General features: G+C 68.9%; 15 protein-coding genes and 1 pseudogene. 9 read left to right on the plus strand and 7 right to left on the minus strand.

Features of this window, described 5'->3' with window-relative positions:
- Positions 1-145 precede the first annotated feature (145 nt).
- The 4 genes from gspC to VZQ01_RS35575 all read left to right on the plus strand — a co-directional run bounded on the left by gspC (position 146) and on the right by VZQ01_RS35575 (position 2,677).
- Positions 146-1,009 (plus strand): type II secretion system protein GspC, encoded by an 864-nt coding sequence (gene gspC / locus VZQ01_RS35560; RefSeq protein ID WP_426745865.1) that lies wholly within the window; start codon positions 146-148, stop codon positions 1,007-1,009.
- Between the two features lie 39 nt (positions 1,010-1,048).
- The gene (locus VZQ01_RS35565) at positions 1,049-1,492 is read left to right on the plus strand and encodes an acetyltransferase (RefSeq protein ID WP_426745866.1); all 444 of its coding nucleotides are present in this window, start codon (positions 1,049-1,051) and stop codon (positions 1,490-1,492) included.
- Positions 1,493-1,574: 82 nt separating this feature from the next.
- Positions 1,575-2,009: a hypothetical protein gene (locus tag VZQ01_RS35570; RefSeq protein ID WP_046714694.1), complete on the plus strand. Its 435-nt coding sequence runs from the start codon at positions 1,575-1,577 to the stop codon at positions 2,007-2,009.
- A 71-nt stretch (positions 2,010-2,080) separates the two neighbouring features.
- Entirely contained in the window at positions 2,081-2,677 is a 597-nt protein-coding gene (locus VZQ01_RS35575) for a hypothetical protein (protein WP_426745867.1), read from the plus strand.
- 124 nt (positions 2,678-2,801) lie between these two features.
- Here VZQ01_RS35575 and VZQ01_RS35580 read toward each other — a convergent pair whose 3' ends face one another.
- From VZQ01_RS35580 to VZQ01_RS35605, 6 genes are all read right to left on the minus strand, one after another.
- Complete coding sequence (locus VZQ01_RS35580; RefSeq protein WP_141332159.1) at positions 2,802-3,311, minus strand: OmpA family protein; 510 nt, start codon at positions 3,309-3,311, stop codon at positions 2,802-2,804.
- Between the two features lie 96 nt (positions 3,312-3,407).
- A complete protein-coding gene (locus VZQ01_RS35585) occupies positions 3,408-4,769 on the minus strand; it encodes a sigma-54-dependent transcriptional regulator (RefSeq protein WP_426745868.1) in 1,362 nt (453 codons plus the stop codon).
- On the minus strand, positions 4,759-6,864 hold the full coding sequence (locus VZQ01_RS35590) for a two-component system sensor histidine kinase NtrB (RefSeq protein ID WP_426745869.1): 2,106 nt from the start codon (positions 6,862-6,864) through the stop codon (positions 4,759-4,761). The genes VZQ01_RS35585 and VZQ01_RS35590 overlap by 11 nt, the downstream gene beginning before the upstream one ends.
- Before the next feature lie 113 nt (positions 6,865-6,977).
- The gene (locus VZQ01_RS35595; RefSeq protein ID WP_223785360.1) at positions 6,978-7,775 is read right to left on the minus strand and encodes a DUF3014 domain-containing protein; all 798 of its coding nucleotides are present in this window, start codon (positions 7,773-7,775) and stop codon (positions 6,978-6,980) included.
- A 194-nt stretch (positions 7,776-7,969) separates the two neighbouring features.
- Positions 7,970-8,590 (minus strand): DUF2378 family protein, encoded by a 621-nt coding sequence (locus tag VZQ01_RS35600; protein WP_223785359.1) that lies wholly within the window; start codon positions 8,588-8,590, stop codon positions 7,970-7,972.
- Between the two features lie 125 nt (positions 8,591-8,715).
- Positions 8,716-9,729, minus strand: a complete 1,014-nt coding sequence (locus VZQ01_RS35605) for a LysR family transcriptional regulator (RefSeq protein WP_223785358.1) — start codon at positions 9,727-9,729, stop codon at positions 8,716-8,718.
- Between the two features lie 80 nt (positions 9,730-9,809).
- On the opposite strand from VZQ01_RS35605, the gene VZQ01_RS35610 reads away from it, so the two are divergent.
- A complete protein-coding gene (locus tag VZQ01_RS35610; protein ID WP_426745870.1) occupies positions 9,810-10,709 on the plus strand; it encodes an NmrA family NAD(P)-binding protein in 900 nt (299 codons plus the stop codon).
- A gap of 64 nt (positions 10,710-10,773) precedes the next feature.
- On the opposite strand, the gene VZQ01_RS35615 is transcribed toward VZQ01_RS35610, so the two are convergent.
- A complete protein-coding gene (locus VZQ01_RS35615; RefSeq protein ID WP_223785356.1) occupies positions 10,774-11,487 on the minus strand; it encodes an iron-containing redox enzyme family protein in 714 nt (237 codons plus the stop codon).
- 352 nt (positions 11,488-11,839) lie between these two features.
- Between VZQ01_RS35615 and VZQ01_RS35620 the strand changes: the two genes are divergently transcribed.
- From VZQ01_RS35620 to VZQ01_RS35635, 4 genes and pseudogenes are all read left to right on the plus strand, one after another.
- Positions 11,840-13,513, plus strand: a complete 1,674-nt coding sequence (locus VZQ01_RS35620) for a hypothetical protein (RefSeq protein ID WP_426745871.1) — start codon at positions 11,840-11,842, stop codon at positions 13,511-13,513.
- 486 nt (positions 13,514-13,999) lie between these two features.
- Positions 14,000-14,548, plus strand: coding sequence for a hypothetical protein (locus VZQ01_RS35625; RefSeq protein WP_426745872.1), 549 nt, complete (start codon positions 14,000-14,002; stop codon positions 14,546-14,548).
- Between the two features lie 196 nt (positions 14,549-14,744).
- Positions 14,745-15,296: pseudogene (locus tag VZQ01_RS35630) on the plus strand (eCIS core domain-containing protein); the annotation flags it as partial.
- Positions 15,297-15,479: 183 nt separating this feature from the next.
- A complete protein-coding gene (locus VZQ01_RS35635; protein ID WP_426749046.1) occupies positions 15,480-17,228 on the plus strand; it encodes a hypothetical protein in 1,749 nt (582 codons plus the stop codon).
- Positions 17,229-17,284: the final 56 nt, after the last annotated feature.

Consider the following 17,284-nt stretch of genomic DNA (forward strand, 5'->3'; position numbering starts at 1 on the left):
CCCCGTGACAGCCTGTTCGGGCGCGAGGTCCCGGGCCGCGCGGTGATTCCGCGCGGGTCCCTCTGAAGGCCGGGAGGTGGAGCCCTCCTGGCCTCGTGCTTGCTCAGTCCCTGCTTCACCCCTGGAGGGGAGGAGGTCGGGCCCGATGAGACATTGGTTGGAGCGGCACTCGTGGTGGTTGCATGGCGCATTCATCCTCGCGGTCGCGTTCCTGCTGTCGCGCATCGTCCACGTGTTCACCGAGTTTCATCTCAGCGCGCCTGTTCCTGGCTGGGAGGCGTCGAGCGCTCGCCCCATCCGGGTTACTCCAGGGGCGGCACGCGCACCGCTGAGTGAGGACACGCTGTCGAGGCTGCTGGGAGTGGCCCTGCCGACGCCCGGTGTCCCCGGGGGAGATGCAGGCCCGCCGCCTGGCGCACGGCGCGCGAGGCTGGTGGGGACGTTGATGTCACGCGAGGCGCACTGGTCGCTCGCGTCGGTGGAGGACCTGGAGAGTCGGCGGGTGCGCAGCCTGCGCGTGGGCGATGTGCTCCAGGACTCGGAGGTCGTCGCCATCGAGCGTGAGTGCGTCATCGTCACGGTCCAGGGGCGACGCGAGGTCATCGACCGGGGAGGCCCCTCGGGCGCCGCTTCGCCGATGCCGCGTCCGCCCTCGACCGGAGCCGCGGACATCCGGCGCGTGGGCGAGCACACCTACGAAGTCCCGGGGCGGTATCTGGAGCTCGACCGCTGGACGGGAGGCTCGACGCTCTCGGACGCGCGGATGGTGCCGGCGTTCAAGGACGGGAAGGCGCAAGGCTTCAAGGTCCTCTCCATCCGGAAGGGCTCGCTCTACGAGAAGCTCGGCCTCCAGAACGGGGACGTCCTCCAGCGCATCAATGGCATGCAGCTCGACTCGCTGGAGAAGGCCATGGAGACGTACATGCTGCTCAAGAGCCAGCGGCGCCTGGAGGTCGAACTGGAGCGGGGTGGGGGGCGGGTGCGCAACGTCTACGACGTCCAGCCCTGAATGTCAGGAGGCCGGGCGAGTCGCGTCCCCCCGCGAGCCATGACCATCCGCCCCTTCCAGCCCTCCGACACCGACGCGCTCGTGGACATCTGGAGCCGCGCGGTCCGCAAGACGCACGACTTCCTGAGCGACGCGGACTTCGAGGACATCCACCGCAAGCTCGGGCCCGTCTATCTCCCCGCCGTCGAGGTGCACGTCGCCTGTGAGGACACGCGGCCCGTGGCCTTCATCGGCATGAGCGGACACCACGTGGAGATGCTGTTCGTCGACCCCCAGGTCATTGGAGGCGGACTGGGGCGACGACTCCTCGCCCACGTCTCCACGCGCGGACCGCTCACCGTCGACGTCAACGAGCAGAACCCCCGCGCCGTGGGCTTCTACCTCCACTGCGGCTTCGTCCAGACGGGCCGCAGCCCCACCGACGGCGAGGGCCGGCCCTATCCGCTCCTCCACCTGGCCATGCCCCGTCCCGTGACGTCGTAATCGCTGGAATTTCAGACAGGCTGGAGCTTGCTCCGAGGTCCGTCTAACCTCGGGAGTCACCCGCGTTGCCTGGAGTGATTCCATGTCCGAGTCCAAGCCCCGCCTCAAGCGTCCCGTGGAGAACGTCCGCGCCGAGCTGCTCGCGGACCCCGACACCCAGCGCATCGCGAAGTCCGTGGGCATGGAGCTGGCCGCCTACGTCGAGCTCGTCCTCGACTACGCCCAGCACCCGGAGAAGGAGCCCGTCCTCCAGGTCGTCCCCGACGAAATCCTCAAGCAGTCCGGTTACGAGCCCGCCAGCATCGAGGAGGTCGGCGAGTTCTTCCTGGGCGCCGCCCGGGGCGAGCTCGGCCTGGGCCCCCCGCCGGCCTATTACAGCGGCTTCGAGTCCAAGCCCGCCCCCGGTGCGGGCAAGCCCTCCCTCCGCGGCGACGAGAACCAGTCCCAGGTCGAGGTCGACGAGGAGACCCGCAAGGCCCTCCTCAAGCACGTCCCCCGGGGGCCTGATCGCCTCTGAACCTACCTTGGAGGCAACTTCCTCCGTGCTCCTCCGATAATGGGGATAATCATTTCTACCGAGGAAATCCCATGTCTGTCGGCGGCTCCAGTGGCGCAGGTGGTAGCAACGGCACGAACGGTGCGAACAGCGCCAGCAACGCCGCGAGCAAGGCGGCGGACGCGGCGAGCAAGGCGGCCAACAGCATCAGCAACGCGCTGGGCGGCCTGGGCAAGGCGCTCGGTGGGCTGTCCAAGGGCCTGAGCGGCCTGGGTGGCCTCGCGCAGGGCCTCAGCGGCCTGGCCAAGGGCCTCAGTGATGTGGTGGGCAAGGTCTCCGAGGCGCTCAGCTCCGTCTCGGGCCTGCTGGACAAGGCGCTCAGCGCCATCTCCGGCCCCCTCAAGGACATCGTCGGCAAGGCGCTCGACAACCTCCCGTTCGGCCTGGGCCAGCTGGCCAAGCCCTTCGCGGACAAGTTCATCGACAACGGCCTGTCCATGGTGGCCGGTGGCCCCCTGGCCGGCGTCAGCAGCCTGTTCAACGGCGCCTCCAGCGTGGGCAAGCTCGCGGACACCGTCGACACGGTCCGCTCGGCGGCCACCGCGGTGGGCGACATCGCGCAGGGCAAGTTCAACACCCAGCAGCTCGCCGCCTTCGCCCAGTCGAAGCTGCTGCGCGGCCTGGACTGACCCGCCCCACGAAAACCCAGCACGAGTCTCGAGGACGTCCGCCCAGGCATCCGCTGCCCGTGGCGGACGTCGTCGTTTCCAGCCCCCGGCCCGTCACGCCCGCGTCACGACGGGGCGCCCCGCGTCAGTTCAGGTAGCCGCCGGAGAGCTGGAGCTCCGCGCGGCGGTTCTTCTCCAGCTCGGAGGTGGAGAGTGGCCGCTCCTCGCCGTAGGACAGGGTGGACAGCCGCGACGGCTCCACCCCCAGCCGGCGCAGGTAGTCGCGCACCACCGAGGCCCGACGCTGACCGAGCGCCAGGTTGTACTCCGTGGTCCCCAGCTCGCACGTGTGCCCGGTGATGCTCACCTTCGCCTGCGGCCGCTGGCGAAGGTCGTCCGCCAGCTGCGTCAGCGTGTCGCGGAACTCCGGGCGCAGCGTCGTGGAGTCGAGCTCGAAGTAGACGGGCTCCAGGCGGATGGGGTGCAGGTCCGTGTCGGGATTCGGGGTCATCGCTGAGGGACGCTCCGGCTCCGGACGCGTGGCCACCGGAGCATGGGGGGGCTGGGAGTCGGTGGAGACCGTGGAGATGGGCTGCTTCGCGGCACAACCCACCAGACCGAGGACGACGACGAGAAGCGAGAGGAAGGGGCGCATGGCCTCGTGCTGAGCATGCGCCGTGCCGGGGTGTCCTCACTCGGGACGTCCCCGGCGACGCTCAGCCGGTGTTGCGAAACGCCAAGCCGCCCATGGCTATTTGCCCTCCGAACGCTCGCGCCGGTGAATCGTGGAGACGTCGATTCCGAGCAGCTCCGCCGCCCGTGTCTTGTTCCCGCCACAGCGCGCGACGGCCCAAGAGATGTACTCGCTCTCCAGTTTGCGCAAGGGGATGACCTCGCGTTGGGCCTCCAGGAGCGGGTGGGGCTCCGGACCCCCCTCCGCCAGGTGCGGCCGCAGCTGCTCCAGGTCCACCACGTCCCGGGTCCCCAGCACCACCAGCCGCTCCACCAGGTTCTCCAGCTCGCGCACGTTGCCCGGCCAGCGCAGCGAGCACAGCGCCGCGAGCGACTCCTGGTCGAAGCGCTGCACCGGTGAGCGCGGGTTTCGCGCCCGGGCCTGCTCCAGGAAGTGCTCGGCCAGGGCGGGGATGTCCTCGGGTCGCTCCCGCAGCGGCGGCGCCCGCAGCGTCACCACGTTGAGCCGGTAGAACAGGTCCGCGCGGAAGCGGCCCTCCTTCACCCGGGCCTCCAGGTCTTGATGCGTCGCGGCCACCACCCGCACGTCCACCGTGCGCGAGCCATCCGCGCCCACCGCCCGCACCTCGCCCTCCGCCAGCACGCGCAACAGCCGCGCCTGGAGCTCCGGCGCCATGTCCCCGATTTCATCCAGGAACAGCGTCCCGCCGTCCGCCTCCACGAAGAGCCCCCGCCGCGCGCTCGTCGCGCCGGAGAAGGCGCCCTTCACGTGTCCGAACAGCTCGCTCTCCAGCAGGGCGTGGGGCAGGGCGGTGCAGTTGACGGCGACGAAGGGGCCCGCGCGGCGGGTGCCCTCGAAGTGCAGCGCCCTGGCCACCAGCTCCTTGCCGCTGCCGCTCTCACCCCGCACCAGCACCGGCGCGCTGGACCAGGCCACGCGCTCCACCAGCGCGTACAGGGCCCGCATCGCGCCGCTGCGGCCCACCATGGCGCCCAGCCGGCCCCGGTCCTCCGCCTGCTGCTTGAGCGTGCGGTGCTCGGCGCGCATGCGCCGCTGCTCCAGCGCCCGGCCCACGTACAGCCGCACCTCGTCCAGGCGGAAGGGCTTGGCGAAGTAGTGCCACGCGCCGCGCTTCATCGCCTCCACGGCGTTCTCCACGCCGCCGAAGGCCGTCATCATCAGCACGGGCAGGTCCGGGTCCAGCTTGCGCGCGGCCTCCAGCACGTCGAAGCCGTCCACGTCCTTCATGCGCAGGTCGCAGATGACCGCGTCGTACACGGCGGCGCGCAGTTGGGCGATGGCCTCCGCGCCCCCGGACGCCACGTCCACCGTGTAGCCGGCGTCCGCCAGCGGCTCCTGCAGCATCTGCCCCATCTCGACGTGGTCGTCGACGACGAGGACCCGGGCTCTAACCGACATGTTGCTCCTCTCGCGCGGGGGCCGCGGCGGGCCACTGCAGCATCACTCGCGTGCCTTGACCGGGCGCGCTGTCCAGCTCGATGCGTCCACCGTGGTTGCGCACGATGTGCGCCACCATGGTGAGTCCCAGGCCCGTGCCCAGGCCGCGCTTCTTGGTGGTGAAGAATGGGTCGAAGACCTGGTGCAGGTGCCGGGGGGCGATGCCGCACCCGTCGTCCTCGATGGTGATGCACACGCGCCCCCAGGCGCCGGACGTGTCCGCCTCGCCCGGCGTCGCGGTGAGGCGCACCTGGCCTCCGGGCTCGCACGCGTCGCACGCGTTGAGCAGCAGGTTGACGAGCACCTGCTGGAGCTGGTCCGCGTCCGCCGCCAGCGGAGGCAGGGGCTGGGACACGTCCAGCCGCAGGTCCACGTGGCGCCGCTCCGCCTCGACGCGCAGCAGCTCCTGCACGCTGCGGACGAGCGGCCCCAACGTCACCGCGCGCGACTCGGCGGGCTGCAGCCGGGAGAAGTCCAGCAGCTGGCGGATGGTGCGGCTGACGCGGTCGATCTGCTCGACGATGGCGCCCACGCCCGGGGACTGCGGGTGCTCCGGGCCCAGCTTGTCCTGCACGTACTCGGCCCGGCCGCGGATGACGCCCAGCGGGGTGCCGATTTCATGCGCGATGCCCGCAGCGAGCACGCCCACGGTGGCGAGCTTCTCCGCGCGCAAGAGCTGCCCCTCCAGCGCGCGCAGGTTGCTCAGGTCCTCCAGCACCAGCAGCGTGCGCACGTCGGGCTGGTGCGGCTCCAGCGGCACCGCGTGGACGTTGTACTGTCCCTCCGACTCGAACAGGCGCAGCGGCTCGGCGTGCAGGCTGCGCACGCGGTTGTCCTGGCCCGCGGCGTTGACCAGCTCCTCCAGCCGCTGGATGACGGGCGCGTGGGCCTGGGGGAAGGCCGCGGCGAGCGTGGAGCCCACCACGTCCTTCGGCATCCGCGAGCTGAGCGCCTGGTTGGCGGAGGTGATGCGGCCCGACGTGGACAGCGCCAGCACGCCCGTGGGGATGTGGTCGAGGATCTTCTGCGTCTTGTCGTGCAGGTGGGCCAGGCGGCTGGCGTGCCGCAGGCTCTCCTGGAGCGCCACCGCGCGGCTGCGCGCCAGCACCACGTACACGCCGAAGGCGATGAGGAACGACGAGAACAGGAAGGCCGCGAACGACAGCCGCAGCACCAGGCTCCGCTCGTGCGAGCGCAGCCCGCGCGTGGAGGACAGCGACGCCAGCGGCCACAGCGCGCCGTTCTTCATGCCCACCGGGGCGAAGCTCGCCACCACCTCCGCGTCGCCCAGCCCCAGCGCCATCGCCTCGGCGCGGTCGATGACGAGCGAGCCCGCCTCACCCTCGCGCAGGCGCTGGCTCAGCAGCGTGAGCCCGGGCGTGTCGGTGCCGGGCCGCTGATAGCGCGCCGCCAGCATCGGCGCGCTCAGCGCGGTGGGCGTGCCGTGCGCGCCCAGCAACAACAGGTGGGTGTCGCTCTCCGCGGTGAGCAGCTTGAGCGGCGCGAAGAGGGGCTCGGCGTCCACCAGCACCACCACCGCGCCCCCTCCGCCCGGCGAGTCTTCCGGCAGCGCGGTGGCGAAGGCCCGCAGCCACCCGGACACATCCCCGCTCAGCGGCGGTGAGGACGCGATGTGCCCCTCGGGCCCCTCGAGCGCGCTCTTCGCGGTGAGGGCCAGCGCCTGGGCGGGGTACTGCCGGGCGATGGACTCACCGGTGCGCCGGTCCAGCAGGCGCAGGCGCTCGTCACCCTCGGGGCCGAAGACGACGATGGCCTTGTACTGCCCCACCGCCTCCAGGAGCGCGCGCAGCTCCCGGCGGTGCTCCTCGGGCGAGCCCGGCTGGGAGAGCAGCTCGGCGGTGAAGCGCAGGTCCTCCCCCACGTCCTCCAGCGCCTCCGACACCCCGCGCGCGGCCTCGCGCAGCTGGGCCTGGCGCTCCCGGGCGAACTGGTCCACCAGCGCCTGCCTGTCCCGCTGGATGAAATACACGGCTCCGCCGATGACGCCGGTGAGCGCCGTGCACAACAAGAGGACGGGCAGGAGGGAGAGGCGCATGGGGGCAGATAGCAACATCCCGCGCCGAGGAGGGGGATGTTGCCCGCCGGGTCGCCCCTGCTCCGGGCGCCCGGACGTCGTTTCGGTGCCCGGCTCGGGCGGTAACGGAGGACTCAGGGCCTCGAGGCCTGCTGGTTGAGCTTCTGCGACACCTCGCGGACCTTGCCCTGGATGAGGCGCAGGTTGGCCGGGCCCATCCGCAGCAGGTGCTTCTGCGCGGGCGTGAGCGCCTCCAGCGCCGGGTCCACGTACACGTACAGCGCGCCCCGGGCCATCACCTCCACGTCACCGTCGAGCACCGGCACCGCGAGCACCTGCTCGAAGGCGCGCTGGAGCGTGGACTCGAAGGAGCTGCCCGGCGGCGCGCTCTCCTGGTGGAGGCGCTCGGCCAGCCGCCGCACCTCGCGGTACGTGTCCACCAGCAGCGTCGAGTCCAGGCTGCCCACCACCCGGCCCACCGCGTCATAGCGGCCGTACGTCCGCTTCGCGATGTGCGTGCGCCCCTCCTGGGCGCGGACCTGGAACTCACCGGCGGGGGCCAGGAAGCCGACCACCGCCCGAGGGCTCTCGCCGCTGGCCATGTTCGACACCACGGCGACGAAGCGGCGCAGCAGGTCCGCCTCGCGCAGCCACACGCCGAACTCACGCTGGGACGAGGCCCCCGCCAGCCGCGAGCGCAGGAGCGCGTCGATCTCCGTCGCGGGCGGCAGCGGCGCGTCCGGGCCCCGGTCCAGTGCCTTGGGTGCCTGGGCGATGGGCAGCGGCGCGGCGGGCGTATCCGGTGCGCCATGCAGCAGGCCGTGCCACACCCCGGCCCCCGCGAGCACCGCCGCCACCAGAATCACCAGGCCCCAACCCCAGAGCGCGCCACGCTCGAGCTTCCCCACCACATCACCGCCATTGCCGTCCATGAGTCCTCCACTTCGGGACTCAGCGATTGCAGCGCGGATGCCAGCGGGGGGACGTGGGGGAGGGCGGCGCGGCCTCACTCGGGAGCGCGTGCTCCCGGGGCCGTCGACGCGCCCGCTCGCAAGCTGCACGAGCATGGCGTTCCGCGCGCCACCCTGGCGGATTGCGACAGGGGGGCGCGCGGGACTCGGTTCGTTCAGGCGCGAGGACGCGACGCGCCCGCCGAGCCATCATCAGGAGGAGGCATGGCCGCCTCCGCCGTCACCTCCGCCCAGCGGATGTGGAACGTCGACGCGGTGCCGTCGAACTCCTCTGGCAGCACCACCACGCGGAAGCCTCCACACAGCTCCACCGCCCGGGCCAGGAGCCCCGCGGAGAACGTGGGCAGGTCCGCCAGCACGTCGTTCATCCGCAGCTCCAGGAAAGTGGGGCTGCGCTCGACGATTTCGACCACACTGAAGTTGTTGCCGGCGCGAAAGCCCATCCCCGCCCTCAGCAGCATCCTCCGGGGACCGGCGAGCCGGACGACGCCCAGCAGCGCGCGACCGAAGAAGGTCCCGAAGTAGGCGTCCATGAAGCGCTCGCCCAGCGAGTAGTACGCGGCCTCGGCGGGAACGCCGCCGTAGACGTGGCCCGCGGCGATGCGAAGGAACTCCTTCCATTGCTCCAACGTGTAGGTCCGCTCCAGCTTCTGCTCGAGGTCCAGCCCCGCACGACGCAGGTGCTCGCGGCACGCGGGCGTGAGCCGGTTCTCGAGAGCGCGAAGGAAGAGCGCTTCCACGGTTTGCGTGAAAATCAGCTTCTCGGAAGAAGTCATAGGGTCGCACCCTACACCGGTCGGCCCGTCGCATGCTCGCCCACAGGTGAATCGGCGTTCAGTGCCCCTGTCGGCGAGCGACAGCACGACTGCTCGCCGAGAAAAAGTCGTGGAGAGTCCAGGGGTTAGCGGTTGCTACGCGGCGCGGCGGCGGCGCGGAGCATCATCCCCCGGAGCCACCGGTGGGCCGGGTCGCCGTCGAAACGCTCGTGCCAGACCTGCAGGACGTCGAACGGGGCCAGCTCCACCGGGGGAGGGAGGATGCGCAGGTGGCCTGGCTCGACGAACAGCTCGGCGAGCCGGCGAGGCGCGGTGAGCACGTGGTTGGTGCGCGTCACCGCCAGCGCCGCGGTGAGGAAGTATGGCAGCCGCACGCCGATGCGTCGCGTGCGACCCAGCTTCTGCAGCGCGACGTCCACCGAGCCCACGCCCTCGCCGCGCGGGCTCATCAGCACGTGCGGCAGTCGCAGGAATGTTTCCAGGTCCAACCGTTGCTTCACCACGGAGTTGTCGCGGCGCACGACGCAGACGAAGTGCTCGGTGAAGAGTTTTTGCTGGCGCAGGACGGGGGACGGCTCCGGGTAGGCGCCGACGACCAGGTCCAGCTCACCGCTCTCCAGCTGGGCTTCGATTTGGGGGATGACGAGGGGGCGCACCACCAGGTCCACCTGGGGGGCCTCGGTGTCCATCAGCTCCAGGAGGGACGGGAGCAGCGCGGAGGCGAAGTAGTCCGTCGTGGCGATGATGAAGCGCCGCGAGGAGGCCTTGGGGTCGAAGACGGACTCGTTGCGCAGGGCGCGTTGGACCTCGAGCAGGCCCCGGTGGAGGGGCGCGGCGAGCTGCTCGGCGCGCGGGGTGCGCACCATGCCACCACGTCCCCGGATGAGCAGCGCGTCCCCGAGCAGCTCGCGCAGCTGCCTGAGCGCGTGGCTCATGGCGGACTGGGTGATGCCCACGCGGGCCGCGGCGCGGGTGACGTTGCCCTCGGTGAGCAGCGCGTCGAGCGCCACGGCGAGGTTGAGGTTGATGTTCGCCAGGTCCAGGTCGGGGCTCGCCGGCGGGCTCGGCTCGGGGGCGCGGGGGGCACGGGGCCGTCTGGGGGCGCGGGCCTTGCGGCGGGCGGTATGCATGGCGCTCATGGGCATATGAGTAACATGCGGTCGCCTCATGGTGGGACCGGGCGCATCCTTTGACCATCTCGAAGTCACTGGAGCCGCCCATGAGCATCGTCATCAACACCCCGAACGGAAACATTGGCCGTCCCCTCGCGCACGCGCTGCTCGACGCGGGAAAGCAGCTCACGCTCATCAGCCGGGACGCGCGCAAGGTGGAGGACCTGGTGAAGCGCGGCGCGAAGGTGGTGGAGGGCTCCACGGATGACGCGGCGGTGCTGGACAAGGCCTTCGCGGGCGCGAGCGCCGTCTTTTGGCTGACGCCCCCGGCGACGCGGCCGGACTTCATCGAGTGGGCGGAGGCGACGGCGCGGGTGGCGGCGGGCAAGGCGAAGCAGCACGGCGTGAAGCGGGTGGTGGTGCTGTCGAGCATCGGCGCGCAGACGGGCCGGGGCACGGGCCCGGTGGGCGCGCTCCTGGCGGTGGAGGAGGCGTTCAAGGCCGCCGTCGCGGACGTCACCATCCTGCGCCCGGGCTACTTCATGGAGAACCTGCTGCAGTCGGTGCAGACGCTGGCGAGCGCGGGCTCGTTGTTCGTGCCCATCTCCCTGACGCGCGCGCTGCCCATGGTGGCGGTGGCGGACATCGCGCGCAAGGCGGCGGACGTGCTGCTGGACGCGGGCTGGAAGGGCGCGCGCATCATCGGCGTGCACGGCCCCGCGCACCTGTCGTACACGGACGTGGCGCGCATCCTCACGGAGGTGTCCGGCAGGCCGGTGAGCGCGGTGCAGATCTCCATCGATGACTTCCGCAAGGCGATGGCGGGGTACGGCCTGCCCGACTTCCTGGTGGGGCTCTTGGCGGAGATGTACCAGGCCGTGGGCGAGGGGCGCATGGACCCCGCGGAGCCGCGCAGCGCGGAGACCACCACGGCCACGACGCTGGCCCAGTGGGCGAAGTCAGTGCTCCTGCCCGCGGTGGAGCAGGCGCGCGCGGCGGCGGCGTAGTCATGGAGCGTGCGAGGGAGGAGCACCGCTGGGGTGCTCCTCTCGCTCGTGGGGTGTACCCACGTCAGTTCGCGCGGCGGTGTCTTGCCCGGTAGAGGTCGTCGAAGAGGTTCATGATGAGGTGGGCGCCGAGCGCCAGCCCTTGCTCGATGTCCCTCGCCAGCTTCGGGTCCGATTCATAGGGGCCGTCGAGGAAGCGATAGAAGTCATCGGCGTGCTTGTTGTCGAGCGTGGAGTGGAGCGGGTAGTGGACCATCTGGTCCCGTGCGAGCCACCCGTGCTTGACGATGCTCTCGCCCGTGACGAGGGCGATGGTGCCGAACAGGTCTTCAATCATTCCGAAGACCGCCATGCCGAAGTGGACGGACTCGAAGCAGGCCGTGCCCGCCAGGGACGTGTTGAAGGCGAGGATCTCCGGCCAGGGGCGACACCGCTCCACCCGCGCGCGCGACGCGCCCAGGCGCTCCAGGAGCAGGCAGAAGGCGTTGTCGTGGGCATCGCGGGGGTTTCCGCTGCCGTGCTCGTCGTTCACGTTCTCGAGGAGGGGGAGCCTGTCGGAGACGTTCGGCAGTCGGCTGAGGAGCAGGGCCATGGGGCGCGAGAAGTTCGCGACCGCGGTGCGCATGTGGACCTGCGCCTCCACGAAGTCCTCGCGCTCGAAGTCGCCCGAGGTCAGCGCGTTGAGGTACTTGCTGGACTTGATGTGATTGCCGCGCTCCTTGAACGCGGCGATGTAACGGCGCAACTGGGGTGTCGCGCTGGGGGAAGCCAGAGACATGATGGACACTCCTGTGGGTGGGGTGTGACTTTTCGATGGTAATCAGAGGCCCCGGGTGTGGCCAGTTGGTTGTCTTTGAGTTTTTGACTGTCTTTGGTGCGGGGCGGCCTGGTTGTGATTGCGGGTCTCGCGTGGAGGGTTTGTTGAATCCACGGGGCGGGTCTTGGATTGCTGCGGGGAGCGCGTGGGCCCGCATGTGGGGATGAAGTGGTTGGCGTGGCCGCGGAAGCATCTGGCGCCCGTGCGGAAGCCTCGCTGCGGGCGGAAGTGTAGATACGCTGCGACCGTCTTTGACCGTTGGCCCGTGTCTGCGCTCGGCGCCAGGGATCATCCACTCCACTCGAGGCTCTCCATGCGTTCGTTGCGCCGTCTTTCTGCTTTGCTGCTCCTGTCGCTCGTCTTGGGTTGTGGTCAGGAGGGACTCCCCGAACCCGAAGCCGAGACGCTCTCCGCGCGGACAGATGCGGCCACCCGCGGCGGGTGGACCCTTCAGAATGCGTGTGGCAACGCGGGCACCACGCCGCAGATCTTCAGCAATACGCTGATGAGCCCCCAGGCCCTCCCCATGGGCGGCGGTGCCCCCGCGAACTGGAATCCGGAGAGTGGTCGCATCCGCCGAGGCGGCATCGAGTACGTCTCCGCCAATGGCCTGCGCTTCGACCTCATCACCGACAGGTGCACGTACATCAAGGAGGTCAAGGTCGGCACGCGTGTCCTGACGCCGGACTATACGGATGGCTATTGGTATTCGGCCACGGATGCTTCGTACCAGCCCGCGGACCCCAGCCGTTATGGCTACAACCTGTGGATCTTCTTCCCCTATCTGGGAGACGGCACCACGAACCAGGTCACCATCACCGTGGGGCGCACCTTCGGCAGCGGCGTCGCGACGTACAGCTTCCCGATGGTGCAGGTGGATACCGTCGAGGCGCGTGACGTCGCCGCGCCCATCGGCTTCTCTCGGACCGAGCTGTGGAACATGTTCGGCAAGGCGCTCTACACGAAGTTCAATGGCGAGACGAACTCAACGGTCATCATGTCGACGGATGGCTCCATGCGCCGCATCTACGACTACGACCCGAGCAGCCTCCAGCTCTCCGTCACCACGAATGGCGTGGGCTTCTCGTTCAAGTTCAAGACGGACATCAACAACTGGTGTGACCCGACGATTCGGGCCTATGGCACGTTCAAGCTGAAGGCGGACTTCACGGGTATCTCGGTGGACTGGGTGACGGCGCCCCAGGCAAGCCTCGACTGGCCGTTCCTCTGCAACGCGGTGCAGGTCGTTCCCATCCTGGGCCTCATCCCCAACCTCATCTACGACGTCATCGAGAGTGAGGCGGCGGGCAGCATGAGCTCCACCATCGAGGAGTCCATCATCGATTCGTTCCCGGAGGCGAGCTCCGTGCAGTTGTTCTTCGATGGCTCGACGACGCGCACCAACGAACTGCTCGTCAACCTCAGGCTGCCGGCGCCCTCCATCAAGATCAACGTCCCGTACGACGCGTTCGACATGAGCCGGGGCTCGACACTGTTCCCTTCGGGGGAGAACCTGACGCTGCTCGCGAGCGGCCTGGGCTTGAATGACTACGTCGCCGGCGTGACGCCCCAGACGACGCTCTACTCGGGCCCCAATGGTGTTCCGCGCTACGGCTCCACCACGTGGCCGAATCCGCAGACGTTGAGCCGTGCCTCCAACCCCGTCTGGTATGGCCAGCCCATCGCCCGCTTGCTGGCGCGCACATGGCCGACGGCGCTCACCACGTCGACGTTCCAATACACGCCGGGCTGTACGTTCAAGGCGAACAACATGTTCGGCAACGCGTCGGTGCGCTTCGGTGTGAATGACACGGCCACGGATGCGCAGCGCGTTCGCGGCGTCTTCGGCGCCGCCCCGGGCTACTCACTGCGGGTCGTCTTCTTGAACGAGTTCAACCCCACGACCGGGGATGGCGCTTCCCGCTGCGGTGTCATGACGTCCGGTCCCGTCGTGTCTTCGGACCTGGGCGTCCTGGCGAATCCGTAGCGGCTCGGGGTGCTATCGCAGCCGCGAAGCGCCTCCGCGACAAGGTGATGTACCGGGAGGGCGGCAACGTAGCGCCCTTCGCCGGGTACCAGGAAGTGCGGCTACTTCGCTGCGAGTGACGCTGCCCGTATACGCATGATGGAACTTCCCGAAGCTGCGTGCCTCTGTCGCGACGACGCCTGTGGCATGCCAGCGTTTGTTGCACTCGTGGAGGCCCAGGAACGGGTGGGCAGGAGATGCAGCGCATCGGCTGAACACTCTCATGTTGATGGCCTGTGGTAGCGGAGCGAGCCCGGGACGACCGTCGAAACGACGCCCTGACACAGGCTCGTCGCGGTGAACGGAATGGCGCCGTTGGGTGGCGCAGCTCGACAAACGTGTCTCCTCTCGTATCATCCATCGATGAGCGATAATCCGGTCTCGGACCGATTCCATGCTTGTATCGCGCCCCTCGCGGCTTCCTCGGTGGCGAAAGCGGGTCGGTGCGTGCTGACGTATGGCCACAATGGCGCCGAGCTCGCCCGCGTACGACAGACTCTGACACTGCCCCCGGCACTCGAGCGCTTCTACGCGCAGGCTGACTTCATGCAGATCCGATGGCGCTTGCAACAAGGCGCCGCAATCGAGTATCTCGACCGCGAGATCGACATCGTTGGCGGAGAGGCGAACGTCCTCCCTGTTTCCACATGCGTCGACGGCATCGACGGCCGACGTGGAGCGGAACTGCTCGACCCGTACGGTTCCTTTCCGGAGGCGCGTGAGTTGCTCGACCGCCTCGTGCCCTTCGATTACTGCGAGGGCGAGTTCGCGGTCTGCCTCGAAATGGAATCGGGCCGGGTCCTAGACCGGCTGCATTTCGTGCCACTCGACGGAGTCGGAGAGATCCGGCCGCTGCCCGTGGGCGTCGAGGACTATTTGCAGCGCGGCTTTGCCATGCGTTTCATACACCACTGGGTCGAGGCAGCATTCTTCGACAATCCTGAATGGGCGGCGTGCTCGAAGCACTATCTCGCGCAGGTCTTTGGTTCGGCGTAGGAGATTGATGACTCGTGTACCGCACCGGATTCTCGAGACACCAGGTGGGTCGTCACCGGGCCGCCTGCATTGACTGCCTCAGCTCCCGCCGGGCCTGACATGGCGAAAGGTGCGCACGTCCCGCGCGCGCAGCCGAACCCATACCTTGCAGGGCTCCCATTCCGCCGATGCTCCACAGAAGGAGTAGGCTTCATTCATGTTTGCTCCAAAGACGACCAAGGGACTTGCAAGCCCAGCCCGTCAACCGACGGCCCAGCCCTCGCCGCTTGCGTCGCTGGCATCGGGCGGTGCAGGCAAGGCGGCGAGCCTGCTTCAGGAGCAAGCGCCGCGCGGCGCTTCGTGGGATTTCAGCAAGATCTCAATATCTGCGCCTCGCCCAGCGGACCGACCCCAGGTGCGATCTCTGCCAGACATCGTGCCGTCAAAGCTTGTTGTCGGCGCATTCGATCATCCTCTCGAGCATGAGGCGGATCGCGTTGCCGAGAGCATTCAGCCGCGCCCAGGCGCATCCTCAGCCTCCGGGGCTCGCGTCGAATCAGGCGCAGCACCCGGCTGTGTGGCTGAGGTTCTGCGCTCACCCGGGCGGCCACTGGACGCTACCGTCCGCGCCGAGTTCGAGCCGAGGTTCGGCCAGGATTTCAGCAAGGTCCGTATCCATGCCGATGCGCAGGCTGCTGACGCCGCTCGTTCGGTCGACGCGGTTGCCTTCGCGTTCGGCCACCACATTGTCCTTGGCGAGGGGCGAACAGTCTCGGACCGGCGACTTCTGGCCCACGAGCTGACCCACGTGATGCAGCAGTCCGGGACAACGGGCGGTTCCGGCTCGGCGCCCGTGAGGCGGCCAGGCGGGGCTCCACTCGCCATCGCGCGCGCGCCGGCTCCCCCAACTCGCCAGCTCAGCTCCGGCCCTCAGCTTCCGGCCGATGCGCAGATGGTCGAGCTCGCCAGGATCGAATACACCCAGGCTGACATCAGCTTCAAGACAGGTGACGGCGTAAGCCTCGGCCGGATGGCAGCCCAGATGCGCCAGCGGGGGTGGGACATCTCGCGTCCTGCGGACGTCGTGAAGATGAGTGACGGGCGGCTGGTATCGCTCGATCACCGGCGCCTGTGGGCGGCCGACAGAGCGGGGCTCACAACGGTCTCTGCGCGAATTCACTCGGAGTCGGATGTGCTTGCCGCCGATGCGGCCGCGCGTTTCAAGATTGACAAGGACAGAGTTCCTCAAGGCACCAACCCGAGAACGGGCGCACCATGGAAGGCTGGCGACGTGCCGCGCACCTGGGGTGACGCAGTCGCCTTTCGCAGCGCGGGCCAGGGCTTCTCAAAGGTGGTCCGCGGGAGCAACAGCGGTTTCGCTCCCACGGCACTTCCCGGCGGCGGCGTCCGCGACCCTTCGTTCCCAGCCACCGGGAGCAGGAATATGCCGATGCGCGTGCAGCCTGGGCGTCTCGAACAGCGGATCGACCCAGGCGCCGGCGGGTCCATCATCAAGAGCGGCGGTGTGCGCAGGAATGTGCCCACAGGGAAGGTCGTAACCGGTGCGATCGACGGCAAGACCGGCGGAACCGGCCCGACTGGCGGCGGACCTGTGTCCGGCCCCGGAGGCACCAGGACGCCGATCGAGGGGCGCAGGCCACCAGTCAGCAAGGTCGTAACCGGTGCGAGCGACGGCAAGACCGGCGGAACCGGCCCGACTGGCGGCGGACCTGTGTCCGGCCCCGGAGGCACCAGGACGCTATTTGAGGGGCGCGGGCCACCTGTCAATGCGATCACAGCCTCGCCGCATGCGCAGAGAGTCAATGCCACCCGTGCCAGGATGGGCAGCGCCTGGTCGATGCTCCTCGCTGACCAGCTCAGCTATGTGCGGGGCGCGGAGCTGAAGAAGGCAAGTGCGGCCTACGCGTCGTTGGAGCGCACGATCGAGCAGCATCGCGAGAAGGGTATCGACGTCACAGTCACCGTCATCGCAGAGGTTCCTGCGCATCCGGACGTGATGGCCCTGGTTTCCGGTACCGGAGATCTGGGCCAGATTGTGCGGTTTCACGACATGTTCATCAGCAAGCTCTCGTTGCCGGCATCTGCGGCGACCTCGAAGGTTGCGACCATGTACGACGCCGGTGGCCACTCACGCGACCATGTGGGCCTGGGCGACATGACCCTGACTCAGCAAATCAGAGCCCAGCTCGGTGACAAATACCCTGTCCCCGGTACCGGGCCGCGTCCCGACTTCTATTTTGTCGAGGGCCGACAGTTTCTCCCTGGCTACGCGCAGTCCGACAACACGCAACCGGCTTCGCCGATGGCGAAGCGCGCCACCACCAAGGGCCTCGCCGGCGCCTGGAGTCCAGAACTGCGCGGGGTCTTTAGTGGGCACATCAGCCAGATGATGCTTCTCACGACGCGCGCGTTGAATGTGGACGTTGACGCCAGTGGTATGGCGACACCGAGGATGACCTTGGTCAGCCGCCCCTACGCCTTTGAAAACGGTGGACCCACTGCGACGATGGTCATGACCGGACGTTTCAAGATGGGCGAGGGTTATCCGCCGCAAGCGCAATGGTTCTGGAGCTCGTTCGAGTTCATTCCGGGCAAGGACGTGCTCCTGGAATGGGCGCACGGACAAGACATGACCCATGACAACCTGTGGGACGCCCTCTTCCTATGGCGCCGCCACTAACAGCTCCTCACGGATGCGCCAGGATTGACGGGAACCCGCCTCCTGGTACCCGGGCG

The organism is Myxococcus faecalis (assembly GCF_050039385.1).
Lineage (GTDB): Bacteria > Myxococcota > Myxococcia > Myxococcales > Myxococcaceae > Myxococcus > Myxococcus fulvus.